Raw genomic sequence first — 16,157 nt, 5'->3', positions numbered from 1 at the left:
CTTCAGAGCATGTGATCGAGGAAGGCGCGGGTGCGCGGGTGGCGCGGGTCGGCGAACATTTCGCCGGCCGGCCGCGCCTCGACGATCTCGCCGTGATCCATGAAAATGACTTCGCTGGATACGTCGCGGGCGAAGCTCATCTCGTGCGTGACGACGAGCATGGTCATGTGCTCCTCGGCCAACTGGCGCATCGTGCGCAAGACTTCGCCGGTCAGTTCGGGATCGAGCGCCGAAGTCGGTTCGTCGAACAGCATGATGTCCGGCTCCATCGCCAGCGCCCGGGCAATCGCCACCCGTTGCTTCTGCCCGCCCGACAGTTGCGACGGATAGGCGCCGCACTTGGCGAGCAGGCCGACCTTGCGCAGCAGCTCCTCGGCACGCGGCACGATGGCGTCGCGGCTCAGGCCCTTGACCGTCAGCGGCGCCTCGATGACGTTCTGCAGCACGGTCAGGTGCGGGAACAGATTGAACTGCTGGAAGACCATGCCCATCTTGCGGCAGATGCGCCGCGCCTCGGCTTCCGGCGCGTAGCGGCAGTGGCCGGCGGCGTCCGTTTCGACCAGCGTCTCGCCCTCGATGACGATGCTGCCGGCGTCGATCGTTTCCAGGTGGTTGAGGCAGCGCAGGAAGGTACTCTTGCCGGAACCGGACGGGCCGATCACGGCGATCACCTCGCCCTTGCCGATGTCGAGCGAGACGCCCTTGAGCACTTCGGTGCCGTGGAAGTGCTTGCGGATGTCGCGCGCCGCGATCATCGGCACGGCTTCAGTCTTCATAGACGGCATAGCGTTTTTCCAGGCGCATGAAGCCCCAGGTCAGGACCAGGGTCATGATCAGGTAGAAGGCGGCGGCGACGACGAAGGGCATGGTCGTGAAATCGCGCTGGACGATGCCGCGCGCCGCGCGCAGCAGGTCGTTCATGGCCAGCACGTAGATCAGCGAGGTGTCCTTGACCAGGGTGATGGTCTCGTTGCTCATCGGCGGCAGGATGCGCTTGACCACCTGCGGCAGGATGATGCGCCGCATGGTCTGGCCGTAGCTCATGCCGAGCACGCGCGCCGCCTCGTACTGGCCGCGGCCGACCGACTGGATGCCGGAGCGGAAGATCTCGGCGAAGTAGGCGGCGTAGTTGAGCGTAAAGGCGACGATCGCCGCCGGGAAATCGGGCAGGCGAATGCCGATCACCGGCACGAAGGGCAGCGCGAAGTAGATGAACAGCATCTGCAGCATCAGCGGCGTGCCGCGCATCAGCCAGATGTAGCCGCTGACCAGCCGGGCCAGGGTACGGAAATGCGAGACGCGGACCAGGGCCAGCGCCAGCCCGAGCGGCACGGCGAGGACCAGGGTGAGCAGGAAGACCTGCAGCGTCACCGCGGTGCCGTCGAGCAGCGGGCCGAGAATCTGGAATAGATAGTCCATGCTGTCAGCCCGTCAGGCGGGCGCCATGGGAGTGATGAAAGAACGGGCCGGCAAGCCGGCCCGTCAGCGGTTCACACAGGGATTACTTGACGATGTCCTTGCCGAACCATTGCGTCGAGATGCGGGCGGCAGCGCCGTCCTTCTTCATCTCGTCCATCGCCTTCTGCAGCTTGCCGAGCAACTCGGCGTCGTCCTTGCGCACGCCGACGCCATATTCCTCGGTGCCGAAGTTGTCGTCGAGAATGACGTAATCGCCCGGCTTCTTGGCCACGTAGTAGCGGCCGACAATCTCGTCGAGGACGACGGCGTCGAGGCGGCCGGTGGTCAGGTCCATCAGCGCGGCGACGTTGTCGCCGAACTTCTTCAGTTCCTTGAACGACTTGCCGACTGCATCCTTCTCGATGGCCTCGACGGCGCTGCTGCCTTCCTGGACGCCGACCACCTTGCCGGCCAGGTCGGCCTTGGCCTTGACCGGCGAATTGGCGGCAACGACGACGATCTGGTGGTTTTCCAGGTAGGGCGCGGTGAAGGCGATCTGCTCCTTGCGCTGTTCGGTGATGGTCAGGCCGTTCCACAGCACATCGACGCGCTTGCCGCTCAGTTCGGCTTCCTTGGCGTTCCAGTCGATCGGCTTGAATTCGACCTCGACGCCGAGGCGCTTGGCGGCTTCGCGGGCGAGGTCGATGTCGAAGCCGACCAGCTCGTTCTTGGCGTCGCGGAAACCCATCGGCGGGAAGTTGTCGTCGAGACCGACGACGATCTTCGTCACCGCCGCCGGTGCCGGCACGGCGGCGGACGGCGCCTCGGACTTGCCACAGGCAGCGATCAGGGTGGTCGCGGCGAGCGCCGCAAAAAGGGAGGAAAGGCGCGGATGCATGCGTAAACTCCTGGAAAAGGTAATTTTTCGAATAGCCGGCAATTATCCCCCAAAACCGCCGCCCGCTTCGCAACGACCACACCGCACGCGGCACGTTATAAACTTCGCCGACCCGCCGACCAGGAACCCGCATGTCCGACCATCAAGCCATCGTCGCCGCCCCCGGCTTCGCGCTCGGCATCCGCTGCAGCGACGACGAGATCACCGCCATCGATTTCCTCGAAGCGCGGGCGGCGCAAGCGCCGGCAACGCCACTGGCGGCCGAGGCAGCGCGCCAGCTCGAAGCCTACCTGGCCGACCCGGCCTTCGTCTTCGGTCTGCCCTTGCGCCCGGCCGGCACCGCCTTCCAGCGCCGGGTGTGGGCGCAGATCGCGGCGATCCCCGGCGGCCGCACGCAGACCTACGGCGAGCTGGCGAAAGCCCTGCACAATGCGCCGCGCGCCGTCGGCCAGGCCTGCGGCGCCAATCCCTACCCGCTGGTCGTCCCCTGCCATCGCGTCGTCGCCAGCCACGGCGGACTTGGCGGTTTCGCCCGCGAACGCGGCGGTTTCCTGCTCTCGATCAAACGCTGGCTGCTGCAGCATGAAAACGCCGGTTTTGGCCGCTAGAACGGCCGACCTCGCCGAAATCGACCAGTTCTGCGATGCGCTCTGGCTGGAAGACGGCCTGGCCAAGACGACGCTCGCCAGCTACCGCAGCGACCTCGGCCGGCTCGCCGGCTGGCTCGCCGGACACGGTCACGAGGCCCTGCTCGACCTGCGCGAGAGCACGCTGGCCAGCTTCATCGCCGAATTGTCGCGCAGCACGCGCGCCACTTCGCAGGCCCGCTACCTGTCCACGCTGCGCCGTTTCTACCGCTGGCAGGTCAGCCGCGGCCGCATCGTCGTCGATCCAACGCTGAAGCTGGCCAACCCCAGCCTGCCCGCCCGCCTGCCCAAGGTGATGTCGGAAGCCCAGGTCGGCGCCCTGCTCGCCGCCCCCGACCTCGCCACGCCGCTCGGCCGGCGCGACCGCGCCATGCTGGAAACGCTGTACGCGACCGGCCTGCGCGTCTCCGAATTGGTCGGTCTGCAACTGCATTCGGTCAGCCTCAACGACGGCGTGCTGCGCGCCTTCGGCAAGGGCAGCAAGGAACGCCTGGTGCCGCTCGGCGAGCAGGCGATCGACTGGATCGTCCGCTACCTGCGCGAGAGCCGCGCCGACATCCTCGGCCCACGGCAGAGCGACGCGCTGTTCGTCACCGCGCGCGGCGGCGCCATGACCCGCCACGCCTTCTGGCATCTGGTCAAGCGCTACGCGCTGGTGGCCGGCATCGACCCCGCCCGGCTGTCGCCGCACGTCCTGCGCCACGCCTTCGCCACCCACCTGCTCAACCACGGCGCCGACCTCCGGGTCGTCCAGTTGCTGCTCGGCCACGCCGACATCTCGACGACGCAGATCTACACCCACGTCGCCCGCGAACGCCTGAAGGCGCTACACGCCGTCCATCACCCGCGCGGCTGAAAACACGTTTGCCATTGGCATGGACGCGATCCGCCGTTACGATGCCGGCTTTCCTTCCGAGAACCTCCCCATGGACAACCGCAATTCCTGGCCACTGATCGGCCTTGGCCTCCTCCTCGCCCTTGGCCTGATCGGCGGCGCGACGGTGATGGCGAAGCATTTCAAGACGCTGGGCGCGCCCAAGCAGAGCATTTCGGTCAAGGGCCTGGCCGAGAAACCGGTCAAGGCCGACTCCGCCGAATGGAGCATCGGCATTGCCGTGCATGGCGACGATTTCGCCGCCACCCTGAAGGCGCTGCGTCAGGCGCGGCCAGTCATCGACACTTTCCTGGCCGAACAGGGCTTCGCCGCCGACAGTGCCAGCGCCGGCCCCGAATCGGTCAGCCCGCACCACGAATACGAATCCCTGCCGCAAGGCGGATCGCGCCAGGTGCAGCGCGGCTTCGACGGCAAGCAACTGTTCGTCGTCCGTTCCACTGCGCTCGATACCATCGCCAAAGCGCACACCGCCATCATCGAACTCAAGGCGCAGGGCAAACCCATCCTCTATGACGACCCGCGCTACCTGATCAACGACCTCGAAAGCATCAAGATGTCGCTGATCGGCGCGGCAACCCGCAACGCCCGGCAACGCGCCGAAGAGTTCGCCAAGGTCGGCGACGCCCGGGTCGGCGCCATGCGCTCGGCATCGCAGGGCGCTTTCTACATCCTGCCGTCCAACGGCAGCGAAGAGGAGGCCAGCGATTACGGCGGGGTCTATGACAAGACGACGGTGGACAAGAAGGCGCGCGTCGTCGTCACCATCGAGTACGCCATCGAGTAAGCGGCGCCGGGGTTTAGCCGAGCTTGCCGGGCCCGACGTTTGGCGCTACCTTGACGGGCAGAAAAACACGGAGGGAGATCGATGGGCCTGCTGCGCCTGCTGGCACTGACGCTGTGCGTGCTGCTCGCCGCCTGCGATCGCCCGCAGGACACGGCCCTGCCGTTGAACTACCGGACGACGCCGGCGGCCGACGCCACCCCGCTCTACCGTTTTGCGGTGCACCCGCTGCATAACCCGAGCAAGCTCGCCGAAGCCTACCAGCCGCTGATCGACCTGCTCAACGCCAGCATTCCGGAAGCCCGCTTCGAACTCGAGGCGTCGCGCGACTATCAGGCCTACGAGGCAAAATTCCGCGCTCGCGGCCCGGAATTCCTGCTCCCCAACCCCTGGCAATCGCTGCAGGCGATGAAGCTGGGCTACCGCGTCATCGCCATGGCCGGCGACGCCGAGGATTTTCGCGGCATCTTCATCGTCCGCCGCGACAGCGACATCCGCCAGCCCGCCGACCTCAGGGGCAAGCGCGTCGGCTATCCGTCGCCGACCGCGCTCGCCGCCTGCATCATGCCGCAGTACTACCTCCACGAGAACGGACTCGACGTCAATCGCGACATCGAAAACAGCTACGTCGGTTCCCAGGAGTCGGCGATCATGAGCGCCTATCTCGGCCACACCGCGGTCGCCGCCACCTGGCCGCCGCCGTGGCGCCTGTTCCAGCGCGATCACCCGGCGGAGGCCGCGCAGTTGCGCGTACTCTGGGAAACCACGCCGCTGCTCAACAACTCGGTGATGGTGCGCAACAACGTTCCCGACTCCCTCGTCCAGGCCGTCCGCGACACCCTGCTCAAGCTGGAGGACAGCGACAGCGGCCAACGGGTCCTGGCGGCAATGTCGACCGCCCGCTTCCACTTCGCCGACGACGCCACCTACCAGGTGGTCGACGCCTACATTCGGCGTTTCGAGCAGGAAGTCCGGCCGGTGGAGCAGCGATGACGCAGCTTCGCCATCTGCTGCTCGGCAACCTGCGTCGGCAACTGGCGGTCGGCGTCGCCGTCCTGGTTGCCCTGATCATGACCCTGTTCGTCCTCGAAACCAGCCGCCGCCAGGAGAATTTCGCGATCGAGCAACACCGCTTGCGAACCACCGCGCTGGCCCGCAGCGTCGCCGCCTCGGCGGCGCTCTGGGTGGCGGCCCGCGACTTCGCGGGCCTGCAGGAGATCGTCGACGGACTGGCCGATTATCCTGGCCTGCAGCACGCCATCATCCTCGACCTGCGCGGGCAGATCCTCGCCCACAACACCCCGGACAAGCGCGGCCTCTACCTCGACGACCTGCCGCCGCAGCCCGCCACCACCGTCCTGCGCCAGCCCCGCCTCGCCGTCGACCTGGCCACGCCGATCCTGCTCCAGGACAAGAGCGTCGGCTGGTTGCGCCTGGGCATCAGCGATCCGGCGCTGGCCGGCGAAATCGCCCGTATCCGGCGCGACGGACTGCTCTATACGCTGCTCGCCATCCTCTTCTCCAGCGCCTTCGCCGCGCTCGCCGCGCGCTACCTGACGCGCCGTCTGCATGCCATCCAGCGCGTTGCCGACGCCGTCCAGCGCGGCGCCACCGAGCGTCGCGTCGAACTCGCCGGCAACGACGAAGCCGCCCGCCTGGGCCAGGCGGTCAACGCCATGCTCGACACCCTGGCCGAGCGCAGCGAAGCCTTGCGCGCCAGCGAGACACGCCACGCAACCATCCTCGACAACGTCAGCGCCTGCATCTACCTGAAGGACAGCGCGGGCCGCTACCTCTATGCCAACCGCCCGGTCCGTGAACTGTTCCGGTGCTCGCTCGATGAACTGGTCGGCCACGACGACAGCCGCTTCTTCGATGCCGCCACCGTCGAGCAGATCAGGCATAACGACGCCCTGGCCCTGCGCGACGGCGAAACGATCCGCACCGAAGAAGACAATGTCAACCTGGTCAGCGGCCGGCACACCATCTACTGGACCGTCAAACTGCCGCTGCGCGACGAACGGGGAAACATCTACGCGCTGTGCGGCATTTCCACCGACATCAGCGAACGCAAGCAGGCGGAACTGCTGCTCGCCCGCCACAAGGACATGCTCGAAGCGGAAGTGCGACAACGCACGCTGGACCTCTCGCAGGCACGCGACGCGGCGGAAGCCGCCAGCCGCGCCAAGAGCACCTTCCTGGCCAACATGAGCCATGAGTTGCGGACGCCGATGAATGCGATCATGGGCATGACCGGCGTCCTCCTGCGGCGCAGCCACGACCCGGCGCTCAACGAGCAACTGGGCAAGATCGATCAGGCGTCGCGCCACCTGCTGCACGTCATCAACGACATCCTCGACCTCTCCAAGATCGAGGCCAACCGCCTGGAACTCGCCCACACCCCGTTCCGTCTGGGCGGCGTACTGGAGAACGTCGGCAGCCTGATCGGCCAGCGCGCCGCCAGCAAGGGGCTGCGCCTGGTCAGCGAGGCAGCGCCGGAACTGGCCCGCCGCGAGTTCCTGGGCGATGCCCTGCGCCTCGAACAGATCCTGCTCAATTTCGCCGGCAATGCCGTCAAATTCACCGAACACGGCGAAGTCCGGATCGAAGTCGAAGCACTCGCCACCCGGGACGACATGGCCAGACTGCGCTTCGCCGTCATCGACACCGGCATCGGCATCTCGCCCGAGGCCCAGCAGCGCCTGTTCACCGCCTTCGAGCAGGCCGACAACTCGACCACCCGCAAGTACGGCGGCACCGGTCTCGGTCTGGCGATCAGCAAGCGGCTGATCGAAATGATGGAAGGCCAGTTCGGCGTGGACAGCACGCCGGGCGTCGGCAGCACCTTCTGGTTCAGCGTCGACCTCGAAACGGCGGCGCCCGGCGAGGACGCCGCCCCCAAGGCGGCGCAGGCGCCGGAGGAAAGCCTGCGCCTGCGTCACCACGCCGCCCGCATCCTGCTCGCCGAGGACGAGCCGATCAACCGCGAGGTCTCGCTGGCGCTGCTCGAAGACGCCGCGCTCGCCGTCGATGTCGCCGAGGACGGCGAACAGGCGCTGGCCCTGGCCGGCAAGAACGCCTACGCGCTGATCCTGATGGATATCCAGATGCCGAAGATGAACGGCCTCGACGCCACCCGCGCCATCCGCCGCCTGCCCCAGCACACGCGGACGCCGATCCTGGCGATGACCGCCAACGCCTTCGACGAGGATCGCCAGATCTGCCTGGCGGCCGGCATGAACGACCACATCAGCAAGCCGATCGACCCCGACCGGCTGTTCGCCACGCTGCTGCGCTGGCTGCCGGAAGACGCGGAAACGCCGCCTCAGACGTAGAGATCGACCTGCGTGCCGAGAATGTCGTCGCCACTCGCCGCCGCCCCCTTTTCCGCGCTGCCCTGTTCGCTCTGCGCCTGCGCGGCTTCCCGCGCCTCCTGCGCCTGCAACTGGGCAATCTGCGCTTGCAGGGCGGCGATCTGCGCCTGCAGGATTTCGGCCTGCTTCTCGGTTTCCTCGGACGGATCCTTGAGCAACTGACTCAATTCCTTCTGCAAAGCCGACAACTGTTTCTGCAGCGCGGCAATGCGCGACGCCGAAGCATTCCCCGAACCGGCTGCGCTGGCGCTGACTGGCGTCGTGCCGCCGACCGCACTGATCGATGCCATGGTGTTCTCCCTATGTCTTTTTGCTGTCTACATTTACGGCATCGATGAGCGCGGCTTGCGCCGCTGCCGGGTAAAAGCAGGTAAAGAGCGGCGGCCCGCCGGCCGCGCTAAAATTGCGCCTCCCGACCCGAAGCGCAATCCGATGAGCAAAGCCGCCCACGCCCCCGAAACCCAGGCCACCCAGTTCCTCAAGGCGAACAAGGTGGCCTTCACGCCGCATCTCTACGCCTACGAGGAGCACGGCGGCACCCGCGTCTCGGCCCGCGAACTCGGCGTCGACGAGCACGCCGTGGTGAAGACGCTGATCTTCGAAGACGAGAACGGCAAGCCGCTGATCGTGCTGATGCACGGCGACTGCAAGGTGTCGACCAAGGAACTGGCGCGGCAGATTCCGTGCAAGAAGGTCGAGCCGTGCAAGCCTGAGGTGGCCAACCGCCACACCGGCTTCCTGGTCGGCGGCACCAGCCCCTTCGGCACCAAGAAGGCGATGCCGGTGTTCATCGAGAAGAGCATCCTCGACCTGCCGCTGATCTACATCAACGGCGGCCGCCGCGGCTTCCTGGTCGCCCTCGACCCCAAGGAAATCCTGCGCACGCTGCGCCCGAAGTGCGTCGAGGCCGCCCTCGCCGACTGATTTTTATTGACTATCAAATCGATTTAAGCAATCGATTGGAACTATCAAGGCAGCGGCCATAAAGTTCTTCCGTCAGCCACCGGAGAACTGCCATGACCCAACTCGTCGCCCGTCACCTTGCCCATCCCGGCCTCCTCCGCCGCTGGTTGGCCGGCGTCGCGCTCGCCGCCGGCGCCCTGCTGTTCGGCATCGATCAGGCCATCACCTGGTTCGCCGCCCATCCGATGGCCTGGCACGGCCTCCAGGCCAGCCTGCTGGCCGGCCTCGCCACCGGGCTCGGGGCGCTGCCCGTGCTCTTCCTGCGCCGTCCGGACGAACGGCAGATGGCGCCGATGCTCGGCCTCGCCGGCGGCATGATGCTCGCCGCCAGCCTCTTTTCGCTGCTCGTGCCGGCGGTCGAGACGGTCGCGGCGAGCGCCGCGCCGTGGCCGCTGGGTACGCTCACCGCGCTCGCCCTGCTCGCCGGCGCCGCGGTCATGCACGGTATCGACCGGCGCACCGCGCACGCCCACGTCGAGGACATCGACAGTCGCCAGGACTTGCCGCGGATCGGCCTGGTGGTCGCCGCGATCGCCCTGCACAACGTCCCGGAGGGCCTCGCCGTCGGCGTTGCCGCGGCGTCCGGCGTCGATCACGGGATGTCGCTCGGCATCGCCATCCAGAACGTGCCGGAAGGCTGGATCGTCGCCAGCGCCATACTCGCGCTTGGCGCCGGCCCCTGGCGCGCCGCGCTGACGGCGCTCGCCACCGGTCTCGTCGAGCCGGTCGGCGGCCTGTTCGGGGTGATCGCCAGCAGCCTCGCCGGCGCCACCCTGCCGCTGGCGCTTGCCGCAGCAGCCGGCGCCATGCTCTGGGTGGTCAGCCACGAGTTGATCCCGGCCTCGCACCGGGCGGGCCGCGAAGCGGCCGGTACTGCCGGCCTGCTCGCCGGTTTCGCGGTGATGACGACGCTCGCCGTCGCAATCTGATACCGACGGTAACGAACCGGGCGGCGGGCGGCCGGTCTTAACCTGCAGAGACGCCGCCCCAAGGAGAATCCGGATGCCGGTCACCTTCCTGCCAGCCCCCCCTGCCGGACGCCTGACACGCCCCGACTACCTGCGCGAACCGATGCTGCGCGGCGATCGGCCGGCCCGCGACGAGCGGATCGACCGCCCGGAAATCCAGGAGTCGTACCGGGTCAGCCTGAGCGACGAAGTCATCGTCGAAGCCGCGTCCGCGCCGCCGGAAGCGCTGCGCCGGGCGCGCGAGGAAGTCCTGTCGCCGGCCGGCGCCCGGGCACTGGCGGCCTACGCCACGGTGGCCGGGCTTTAGATCGAGCGCTCGATGACGACGCCGACGCGCTTGACGCCGGGCATCATGCCGAGCTTGGCGACCGAGACGCGGACCCACTGCGCGGCAAAGTTCTCGAGCAGGAAAGTGGCGATGTGCTCGGTCAGCTTTTCCAGCAGGTTGAAGTGGCTGGCGACGAGGTCGGCGCGCAGGCGCTCGACGACGACGGCGTAGTCCACGGTGTCGCGGATGTCGTCGCTGGCCCCGGCGGACGTGGTCAACACGCCGATCTGCAGCGAGATCTCGACCGTCTGCGCCACCGCCTTCTCGCGCGGATAGATGCCGATCCAGGTTTCGGCGCGCAGTTCTTCGATGAATATGATGTCCATTTGGCAGCCAAGCCCGGCCCGGGGTTAAAATCCGCCGCGATTGTACCCTTTGAGATCGTCCACGCCCATGCTCATCCTGTCCGCCGTCGTCGCCGCCTACCTGCTCGGCTCCGTTCCCTTCGCGATGATCGCCGCCAAGCTGTTCGGGCTGGCCGACCCGCGCACCTTCGGCTCGGGCAACCCGGGCGCGACCAACGTGCTGCGCACCGGCAACAAGAAGGCGGCGCTGTTCACACTGATCGGCGATGCGCTCAAGGGCTGGGTCGCCGTTTTCGTCGCGCAGCAGGCCGGACTTTCGCCGCTGGCGGTCGGCCTGGTCGCGCTGGCCGTATTCTTCGGCCACCTGTTTCCGGTCTTCCTCCGCTTCAAGGGCGGCAAGGGCGTCGCCACCGCCGCCGGCGTGCTGCTCGCGCTCGACCCGCTGCTCGGCCTGGCGGTGCACGCCACCTGGCTGCTGGTCGCCTACGTCTCGCGCTATTCGTCGCTGGCGGCCTTGATCGCCGCCGTTTCGGCGCCGCTTTACATGGTGCTGCTGCACGGTGCCGACGGCCACTTCGCCGTCATCATGGCCATCGCCCTGGCCCTCATCGCCAAGCACTGGCCCAACCTGCAACGCCTGATGGCCGGCCAGGAATCGAAGATCGGCAGCAAGAAGAAAGCCTGACGATAGCCAGCCCGCATCGCCGCGATCAATCTTGCCGATTGGATCGCCCGCCGGCCACCGCCTAGACTGCAGCCATCGAGCCCTGGCGGCTCAATCGCGCCTTCGGGAGGTCGTCATGATTTCGCGTTTCATCGATCGCTGGTTCGAGGAATTCGTTAGCTGGGAATCGGGCATCGACGTGCTGGCCACGCTGCCCGACAACTTCTGACGCGCTTTCGCTGAACCAATCGGCAGCGGCAGCGTCTGAACCGCTCCACAACAACACCAGGAAATCCCGCATGAGCCAGACCGTCACCCTCGCCGGCAACCCGATCACCGTTGCCGGCCACTTTCCGCAAGCCGGCGAAACCGCGCCTGCCTTCACCCTGGTCGGCGCCGATCTCGCCGACGTGCCGCTGGCGCAGTTCCAGGGCCAGCGCAAGATTCTCAACATTTTCCCGAGCATCGACACGCCGACTTGCGCCACCTCGGTCCGCCGCTTCAACGCCCAGGCATCGTCGCTGCCCAACACCGTCGTCCTCTGCATCTCGGCCGACCTGCCGTTCGCCCAGAGCCGCTTTTGCGGCGCCGAAGGCCTCGACCAGGTGAAAACGCTGTCGACGCTGCGCGGTCGTGAATTCCTCGAAGCCTACGGCGTCGCCATCGGCAGCGGCCCGCTCGCCGGTCTCGCCGCCCGCGCCGTCGTCGTCCTCGACGAGAACGACCGCGTGCTGCACGCCGAACTGGTGCCGGAGATCAAGCAGGAACCGGACTACGCCGCCGCGCTGGCGGTGCTCTGAGCGCAGCGATGCCTGCCGCCGCCGACTTCGCGCGCTTCGCCGCGGCGGCCGCCGCCGCTGGCTACGAGGAAACGTTGGTCCGCGACTGGCCGGCAGATGTGGTCGTCGATGAACACAGCCACCCGTTCGCCGTGCTGGCCCGCGTCGTCGCCGGCGAGATGTGGCTGACGGCGGACGGCAGCACGCGGCACCTGAGCCCCGGCGACGAATTCACGCTCGCCGCCGGGCAGCCGCATGCCGAACGTTACGGCACCAGCGGCGCGACCTACTGGGTCGCCCGTCGCCACTGAAGGAACAAGCATATGGGTCGGAAGGGCTGCTGCGCCAGCCGGCCGCGTTGCCGGAAATGCCCCTTGCGCGGAAAACGGAACAAGGCGCTGGAACTCGCCGACGACGAACACGACTGCCGGCAGATCGTCGCGCTCGTGCCGGAGCGCAGCACGCAGCGTTGAAACTCAGCGCTGCAAATCGCTCAACGGCCAGCGCGGCTGCACCGCGAAGCTGCCGGCCGGCTTGATGATGGCGCCGGCCTGCAGGCGCAGACAACCGGCGAGGGCGATCATGGCGCCGTTGTCGGTACAGAATTCGAGCTCCGGGTAATGGACCCGGAAACGCCGGCGCTTCGCCGCCGCGTCCAGACTCGCCCGCAACTGCCGGTTGGCGCCGACGCCGCCGGCGACGACCAGGCGCTGCAGGCCGGTCTGCTTGAGGGCGAGCAGCGATTTCTTGAGCAGGACCTCGACGATCGCTTCCTGGAAGGCACAGGCGGCATCAGCGCGGAAATTCTCGTCGGCGCTGTCGCCGTGTTCGCGGACCAGCGTCAGGACCGCCGTCTTCAGTCCGGAAAAGCTGAAATTGAGATCGCCCGAATGCAGCATCGGCCGCGGCAGCGAATAGCGTCCAGGGGTGCCCGCTTCGGCCAGTTTCGAGAGCAGCGCGCCGCCCGGATAGGGCAGGCCGAGCAGCTTGGCGCTCTTGTCGAAGGCTTCGCCGGCGGCATCGTCCAGCGTTTCGCCGAGCAGTTCGTAGTCGCCGACGGCGCTCACCCGCATCAACTGGGTGTGGCCGCCGGAAACGAGCAGGGCGACGAAGGGAAAGGTCGGCGGATCGGCGGAGAGCAACGGCGACAGCAGATGGCCTTCGAGGTGATGCACCGGCAGCGTCGGCTTGTCGAGCGCCAGCGCCAGCGCTTCGGCGAAGGCGCAGCCGACGAGCAGCGCGCCGGACAGGCCGGGGCCGCGGGTGTAGGCAACGGCGTCGATGTCGGCCAGCGCCTTGCCCGACTGTGCCAGCACCGAGCGCAACAACGGCACGACGCGCCGGATGTGGTCGCGCGAGGCCAGCTCGGGGACGACGCCGCCGTATTCGGCATGCATCGCCACCTGCGAGTGGAGGGCGTGGGCGACGAGGCCGGCCGCGCTGTCGTAGAGCGCGATGCCGGTTTCGTCGCAGGAGGATTCAATACCGAGGATCAGCATGGGAGGCGCATTTTAACACTTGATCGGGTGGGGATATCTGGCATAGAATCTCGAGCTTTCCGCAATCCGCGGATACAAATTTGCGCGCACCGCCGTTTACTTGACCTGGCGGGCGCCTGACGGGAGGGGGTGATTTTTATGCCGAGCATTCGTGTCAAGGAAAACGAACCGTTCGAGGTGGCCATTCGCCGCTTCAAGCGCACTGTCGAGAAGACGGGTCTCCTGACTGAGCTGCGCGCCCGTGAGTTCTACGAGAAGCCCACGTCCGAGCGCAAGCGCAAGGCCGCCGCCGCTGTCAAGCGTCAGAACAAGCGTCTTCGCAGCCTGACCCTGCCGCCGAAAATGTACTGATCGAGTACGCTTTCGCAGCACATACCGAGCCGCCCGCCCTCAAAAGCCGGCGGCTTTGTCCTTTTCCCGCCACAGCAACGACGATGACCCTCAAAGCACGCATCACCGAAGACATGAAATCGGCCATGAAGGCCAAGGAAACCGCCCGCCTCGGAGCGATCCGCCTGCTGCTGGCGGCGCTCAAGCAGAAGGAAGTCGATGAGCGCAGCGAGCTCGACGACAACGGCGCCATCGCCGTCATCGAGAAACTGGTCAAGCAGCGCAAGGACAGCGTCGCCCAGTACCAGGCCGCCGGCCGCCAGGACCTTGCCGATGCCGAACAAGCGGAAATCGCCATCCTCGGCGCCTACCTGCCGGAAAAGATGGGCAGCGCCGAAGTTGCCGCGGCGGTTGCCGCTGCCGTCGCCGAAACCGGCGCCGCCGGCCCGGCCGACATGGGCAAGCTGATGGCGGTGCTGAAGCCGCGCCTGGCCGGCAAGGCCGACATGGCTGAAGTCTCCCGACTGGTCAAGGCAGCCCTCGCCGGCTGATGCGCAGACCATGATCCCGGAAGACTTCATCCAGGATCTGCTGGCCCGGGTCAACATCGTCAACCTGGTCGACAGCTACGTACCGCTCAAGAAAGCCGGCGCCAATTACGCCGCCTGCTGCCCCTTCCACAACGAAAAGACGCCGTCGTTCACGGTCAGTCCGAGCAAGCAGTTCTACCACTGCTTCGGCTGCGGCGCCCACGGCACCGCCATCGGCTTCGTCATGGAATACCAGGGCATGGGCTTCGTCAACGCCGTGCGCGAACTGGCGTCACGCGCCGGCATGACCGTCCCCGACGACGGCGGCCACACCCCGCACAGCGGCGGCAACACCCGCAACCTGATCGAGGTCATGGGCCGTGCCGCCGCCTGGTACAAGGAACAGTTGCGCCAGTCGCCGCGCGCCATCGATTACTGCAAACGGCGCGGCCTGACCGGCGAGACCGCCGCCCGCTTCGGCATCGGCTACGCCCCGGACGGCTGGCAGAACCTGCAGGCGGTTTTCGCCGATTACGACAGCGACAGCCTGAGACAGGCTGGCCTGGTCATCGACAACGAGTCCGGCCGCCGCTACGACCGCTTCCGCGACCGCCTGATGATCCCCATCATCAACCCCAAGGGCGACATCATCGCCTTCGGCGGCCGCGTCATCGACCAGGGCGAACCGAAGTACCTGAACTCGCCGGAAACCCCGCTGTTCGAAAAAGGCCGCGAACTGTTCGGCCTGCCGCAGGCGCGCCAGGCCATGCGCGCCACCGACACGGCGATCGTCACCGAAGGCTACATGGACGTCATCGCCCTCTCCCAGCACGGCATCGGCAACGCGGTGGCGACGCTGGGCACGGCAACGACGCCGACCCACGTGCAGAAGCTGCTGCGCCAGGTCGACCGCATCGTCTTCGCCTTCGACGGCGACGCCGCCGGCCGCAAGGCCGCCTGGCGGGCGCTGGAAAACGCACTAGAGGCACTGGCCGACAACAAGCGGATCGGCTTCGTCTTCCTGCCGCCCGAGCACGACCCCGATAGCTTCGTCCGCGAACGCGGCCAGGCCGAATTCGAACGCCTGGTCGCCCAGGCGATGCCGCTTTCCGACTTCCTGCTGCGCGAACTGGCGCAGCGCTGCGACCTGACCAACGCCGAGGGCAAGGCGCGTCTGATCTACGAAGCCAAGCCGCTGCTGCTCAAGCTGCCGACACCGCTGCTCCGCCTGCAACTGGTCAAACGCCTGGCCGAGGCCAGCGGCTTCGCCCAGCAGGAAGTCGAGCGCCTCTGCGAACTCAAGTCCTACGCGCCACCAGCGCCGGCCCGCGCCAAGCGCAGCGCGCCGTCGCTGAGTCGCGCACTGCTGCGCATCGTCCTGCACAAGCCGCAACTGGCCGCCGAGCTGCCGATCGAACTACTGCCCGACACTCCGGAAAAGCCGGCACTGCTGAAATTGCACGAACTTTCCAGCGGCGGCGAAGGACAAAGCTACGCCGCCCTGCGCGAGCGCCTGCGTGGCCAGCCCGAAGAACAGATGATCGAGACGGCCGCCTCGGAAGCCCTCGAACTGCCGTTCGACGGGGACGACGGCGAGGCCGAGGCGGAATTTCGCGCCGCCCTGGAAAAGCTGCGCGACGCCGCGGAAATGCGCGACTTCGCCCAACTGCAGTCGAAAGCGCAGCAGTGCGGCGTCGCCGGTCTATCGGCGATGGAAAAACAGGCGTACATCCAGTTTCTCACCACCCGGGGAAAACGTATCTAAGTTGTGGTAAAATTTACGGTTTTCTCCAATTAT

Annotated in this window: 20 protein-coding genes; 14 read left to right on the top strand and 6 right to left on the bottom strand. The window is 67.2% G+C overall.

Annotated features, from left to right (window positions below; genetic code table 11):
* Nucleotides 1–2 precede the first annotated feature (2 nt).
* The 3 genes from AC0KWY_RS18430 to AC0KWY_RS18420 form a co-directional block, all read right to left on the bottom strand.
* Nucleotides 3–755, bottom strand: coding sequence for an amino acid ABC transporter ATP-binding protein (locus AC0KWY_RS18430; RefSeq protein ID WP_474029753.1), 753 nt, complete (start codon nt 753–755; stop codon nt 3–5).
* Between the two features lie 10 nt (nt 756–765).
* Nucleotides 766–1,419, bottom strand: a complete 654-nt coding sequence (locus AC0KWY_RS18425) for an amino acid ABC transporter permease (protein WP_474026935.1) — start codon at nt 1,417–1,419, stop codon at nt 766–768.
* An 82-nt stretch (nt 1,420–1,501) separates the two neighbouring features.
* Entirely contained in the window at nt 1,502–2,296 is a 795-nt protein-coding gene (locus AC0KWY_RS18420; RefSeq protein ID WP_474026934.1) for an amino acid ABC transporter substrate-binding protein, read from the bottom strand.
* A 131-nt stretch (nt 2,297–2,427) separates the two neighbouring features.
* Between AC0KWY_RS18420 and AC0KWY_RS18415 the strand changes: the two genes are divergently transcribed.
* The 5 genes from AC0KWY_RS18415 (at nt 2,428) to AC0KWY_RS18395 (ending at nt 7,954) form a co-directional block, all read left to right on the top strand.
* Nucleotides 2,428–2,904: a methylated-DNA--[protein]-cysteine S-methyltransferase gene (locus AC0KWY_RS18415; RefSeq protein WP_474026933.1), complete on the top strand. Its 477-nt coding sequence runs from the start codon at nt 2,428–2,430 to the stop codon at nt 2,902–2,904.
* Nucleotides 2,879–3,799: a site-specific tyrosine recombinase XerD gene (xerD, locus tag AC0KWY_RS18410; protein ID WP_474026932.1), complete on the top strand. Its 921-nt coding sequence runs from the start codon at nt 2,879–2,881 to the stop codon at nt 3,797–3,799. The genes AC0KWY_RS18415 and xerD overlap by 26 nt, the downstream gene beginning before the upstream one ends.
* Nucleotides 3,800–3,818: 19 nt before the next feature.
* Entirely contained in the window at nt 3,819–4,622 is an 804-nt protein-coding gene (locus AC0KWY_RS18405) for an SIMPL domain-containing protein (protein WP_474026931.1), read from the top strand.
* 81 nt (nt 4,623–4,703) lie between these two features.
* Nucleotides 4,704–5,612 carry a phosphate/phosphite/phosphonate ABC transporter substrate-binding protein gene (locus AC0KWY_RS18400; RefSeq protein ID WP_474026930.1) on the top strand — a complete coding sequence of 303 codons (909 nt, stop codon included), beginning with the start codon at nt 4,704–4,706 and terminating at the stop codon, nt 5,610–5,612.
* Nucleotides 5,609–7,954, top strand: coding sequence for an ATP-binding protein (locus tag AC0KWY_RS18395; RefSeq protein WP_474026929.1), 2,346 nt, complete (start codon nt 5,609–5,611; stop codon nt 7,952–7,954). The genes AC0KWY_RS18400 and AC0KWY_RS18395 overlap by 4 nt, the downstream gene beginning before the upstream one ends.
* Here the strand turns inward: AC0KWY_RS18395 and AC0KWY_RS18390 are convergent.
* A complete protein-coding gene (locus AC0KWY_RS18390) occupies nt 7,945–8,283 on the bottom strand; it encodes a FlxA-like family protein (RefSeq protein WP_474026928.1) in 339 nt (112 codons plus the stop codon). The genes AC0KWY_RS18395 and AC0KWY_RS18390 overlap by 10 nt on opposite strands.
* Nucleotides 8,284–8,425: 142 nt before the next feature.
* Between AC0KWY_RS18390 and ybaK the strand changes: the two genes are divergently transcribed.
* The 3 genes from ybaK (at nt 8,426) to AC0KWY_RS18375 (ending at nt 10,231) form a co-directional block, all read left to right on the top strand.
* The gene (gene ybaK / locus AC0KWY_RS18385; protein WP_474026927.1) at nt 8,426–8,917 is read left to right on the top strand and encodes a Cys-tRNA(Pro) deacylase; all 492 of its coding nucleotides are present in this window, start codon (nt 8,426–8,428) and stop codon (nt 8,915–8,917) included.
* A 92-nt stretch (nt 8,918–9,009) separates the two neighbouring features.
* Nucleotides 9,010–9,885: a ZIP family metal transporter gene (locus AC0KWY_RS18380; protein WP_474026926.1), complete on the top strand. Its 876-nt coding sequence runs from the start codon at nt 9,010–9,012 to the stop codon at nt 9,883–9,885.
* Between the two features lie 73 nt (nt 9,886–9,958).
* Complete coding sequence (locus tag AC0KWY_RS18375; protein WP_474026925.1) at nt 9,959–10,231, top strand: hypothetical protein; 273 nt, start codon at nt 9,959–9,961, stop codon at nt 10,229–10,231.
* Here AC0KWY_RS18375 and AC0KWY_RS18370 read toward each other — a convergent pair.
* Nucleotides 10,228–10,578: a dihydroneopterin aldolase gene (locus AC0KWY_RS18370; protein ID WP_474026924.1), complete on the bottom strand. Its 351-nt coding sequence runs from the start codon at nt 10,576–10,578 to the stop codon at nt 10,228–10,230. The genes AC0KWY_RS18375 and AC0KWY_RS18370 overlap by 4 nt on opposite strands.
* A 67-nt stretch (nt 10,579–10,645) precedes the next feature.
* Between AC0KWY_RS18370 and plsY the strand changes: the two genes are divergently transcribed.
* From plsY to AC0KWY_RS18355, 3 genes are all read left to right on the top strand, one after another.
* Nucleotides 10,646–11,242, top strand: coding sequence for a glycerol-3-phosphate 1-O-acyltransferase PlsY (plsY, locus tag AC0KWY_RS18365; RefSeq protein ID WP_474026923.1), 597 nt, complete (start codon nt 10,646–10,648; stop codon nt 11,240–11,242).
* Nucleotides 11,243–11,520: 278 nt separating this feature from the next.
* On the top strand, nt 11,521–12,021 hold the full coding sequence (gene tpx, locus AC0KWY_RS18360) for a thiol peroxidase (protein WP_474026922.1): 501 nt from the start codon (nt 11,521–11,523) through the stop codon (nt 12,019–12,021).
* Between the two features lie 8 nt (nt 12,022–12,029).
* Nucleotides 12,030–12,311: an AraC family ligand binding domain-containing protein gene (locus AC0KWY_RS18355; RefSeq protein WP_474026921.1), complete on the top strand. Its 282-nt coding sequence runs from the start codon at nt 12,030–12,032 to the stop codon at nt 12,309–12,311.
* A 165-nt stretch (nt 12,312–12,476) separates the two neighbouring features.
* On the opposite strand, the gene tsaD is transcribed toward AC0KWY_RS18355, so the two are convergent.
* Nucleotides 12,477–13,499, bottom strand: a complete 1,023-nt coding sequence (gene tsaD, locus AC0KWY_RS18350) for a tRNA (adenosine(37)-N6)-threonylcarbamoyltransferase complex transferase subunit TsaD (protein WP_474026920.1) — start codon at nt 13,497–13,499, stop codon at nt 12,477–12,479.
* A gap of 138 nt (nt 13,500–13,637) precedes the next feature.
* Here tsaD and rpsU point away from each other — a divergent pair, with 138 nt between their 5' ends.
* The 3 genes from rpsU to dnaG all read left to right on the top strand — a co-directional run bounded on the left by rpsU (nt 13,638) and on the right by dnaG (nt 16,124).
* Nucleotides 13,638–13,850 carry a 30S ribosomal protein S21 gene (rpsU, locus tag AC0KWY_RS18345; RefSeq protein ID WP_474026919.1) on the top strand — a complete coding sequence of 71 codons (213 nt, stop codon included), beginning with the start codon at nt 13,638–13,640 and terminating at the stop codon, nt 13,848–13,850.
* Nucleotides 13,851–13,933: 83 nt separating this feature from the next.
* A complete protein-coding gene (locus tag AC0KWY_RS18340) occupies nt 13,934–14,380 on the top strand; it encodes a GatB/YqeY domain-containing protein (RefSeq protein WP_474026918.1) in 447 nt (148 codons plus the stop codon).
* A 10-nt stretch (nt 14,381–14,390) separates the two neighbouring features.
* Entirely contained in the window at nt 14,391–16,124 is a 1,734-nt protein-coding gene (dnaG, locus tag AC0KWY_RS18335; protein ID WP_474026917.1) for a DNA primase, read from the top strand.
* Nucleotides 16,125–16,157: the final 33 nt, after the last annotated feature.

The sequence above is a fragment of the Azonexus sp. MM2026_4 genome (assembly GCF_055901855.1).
The sequence above is the reverse complement of the archived record's forward strand: the minus strand, read 5'-3'. Positions and strand labels throughout refer to the sequence as shown.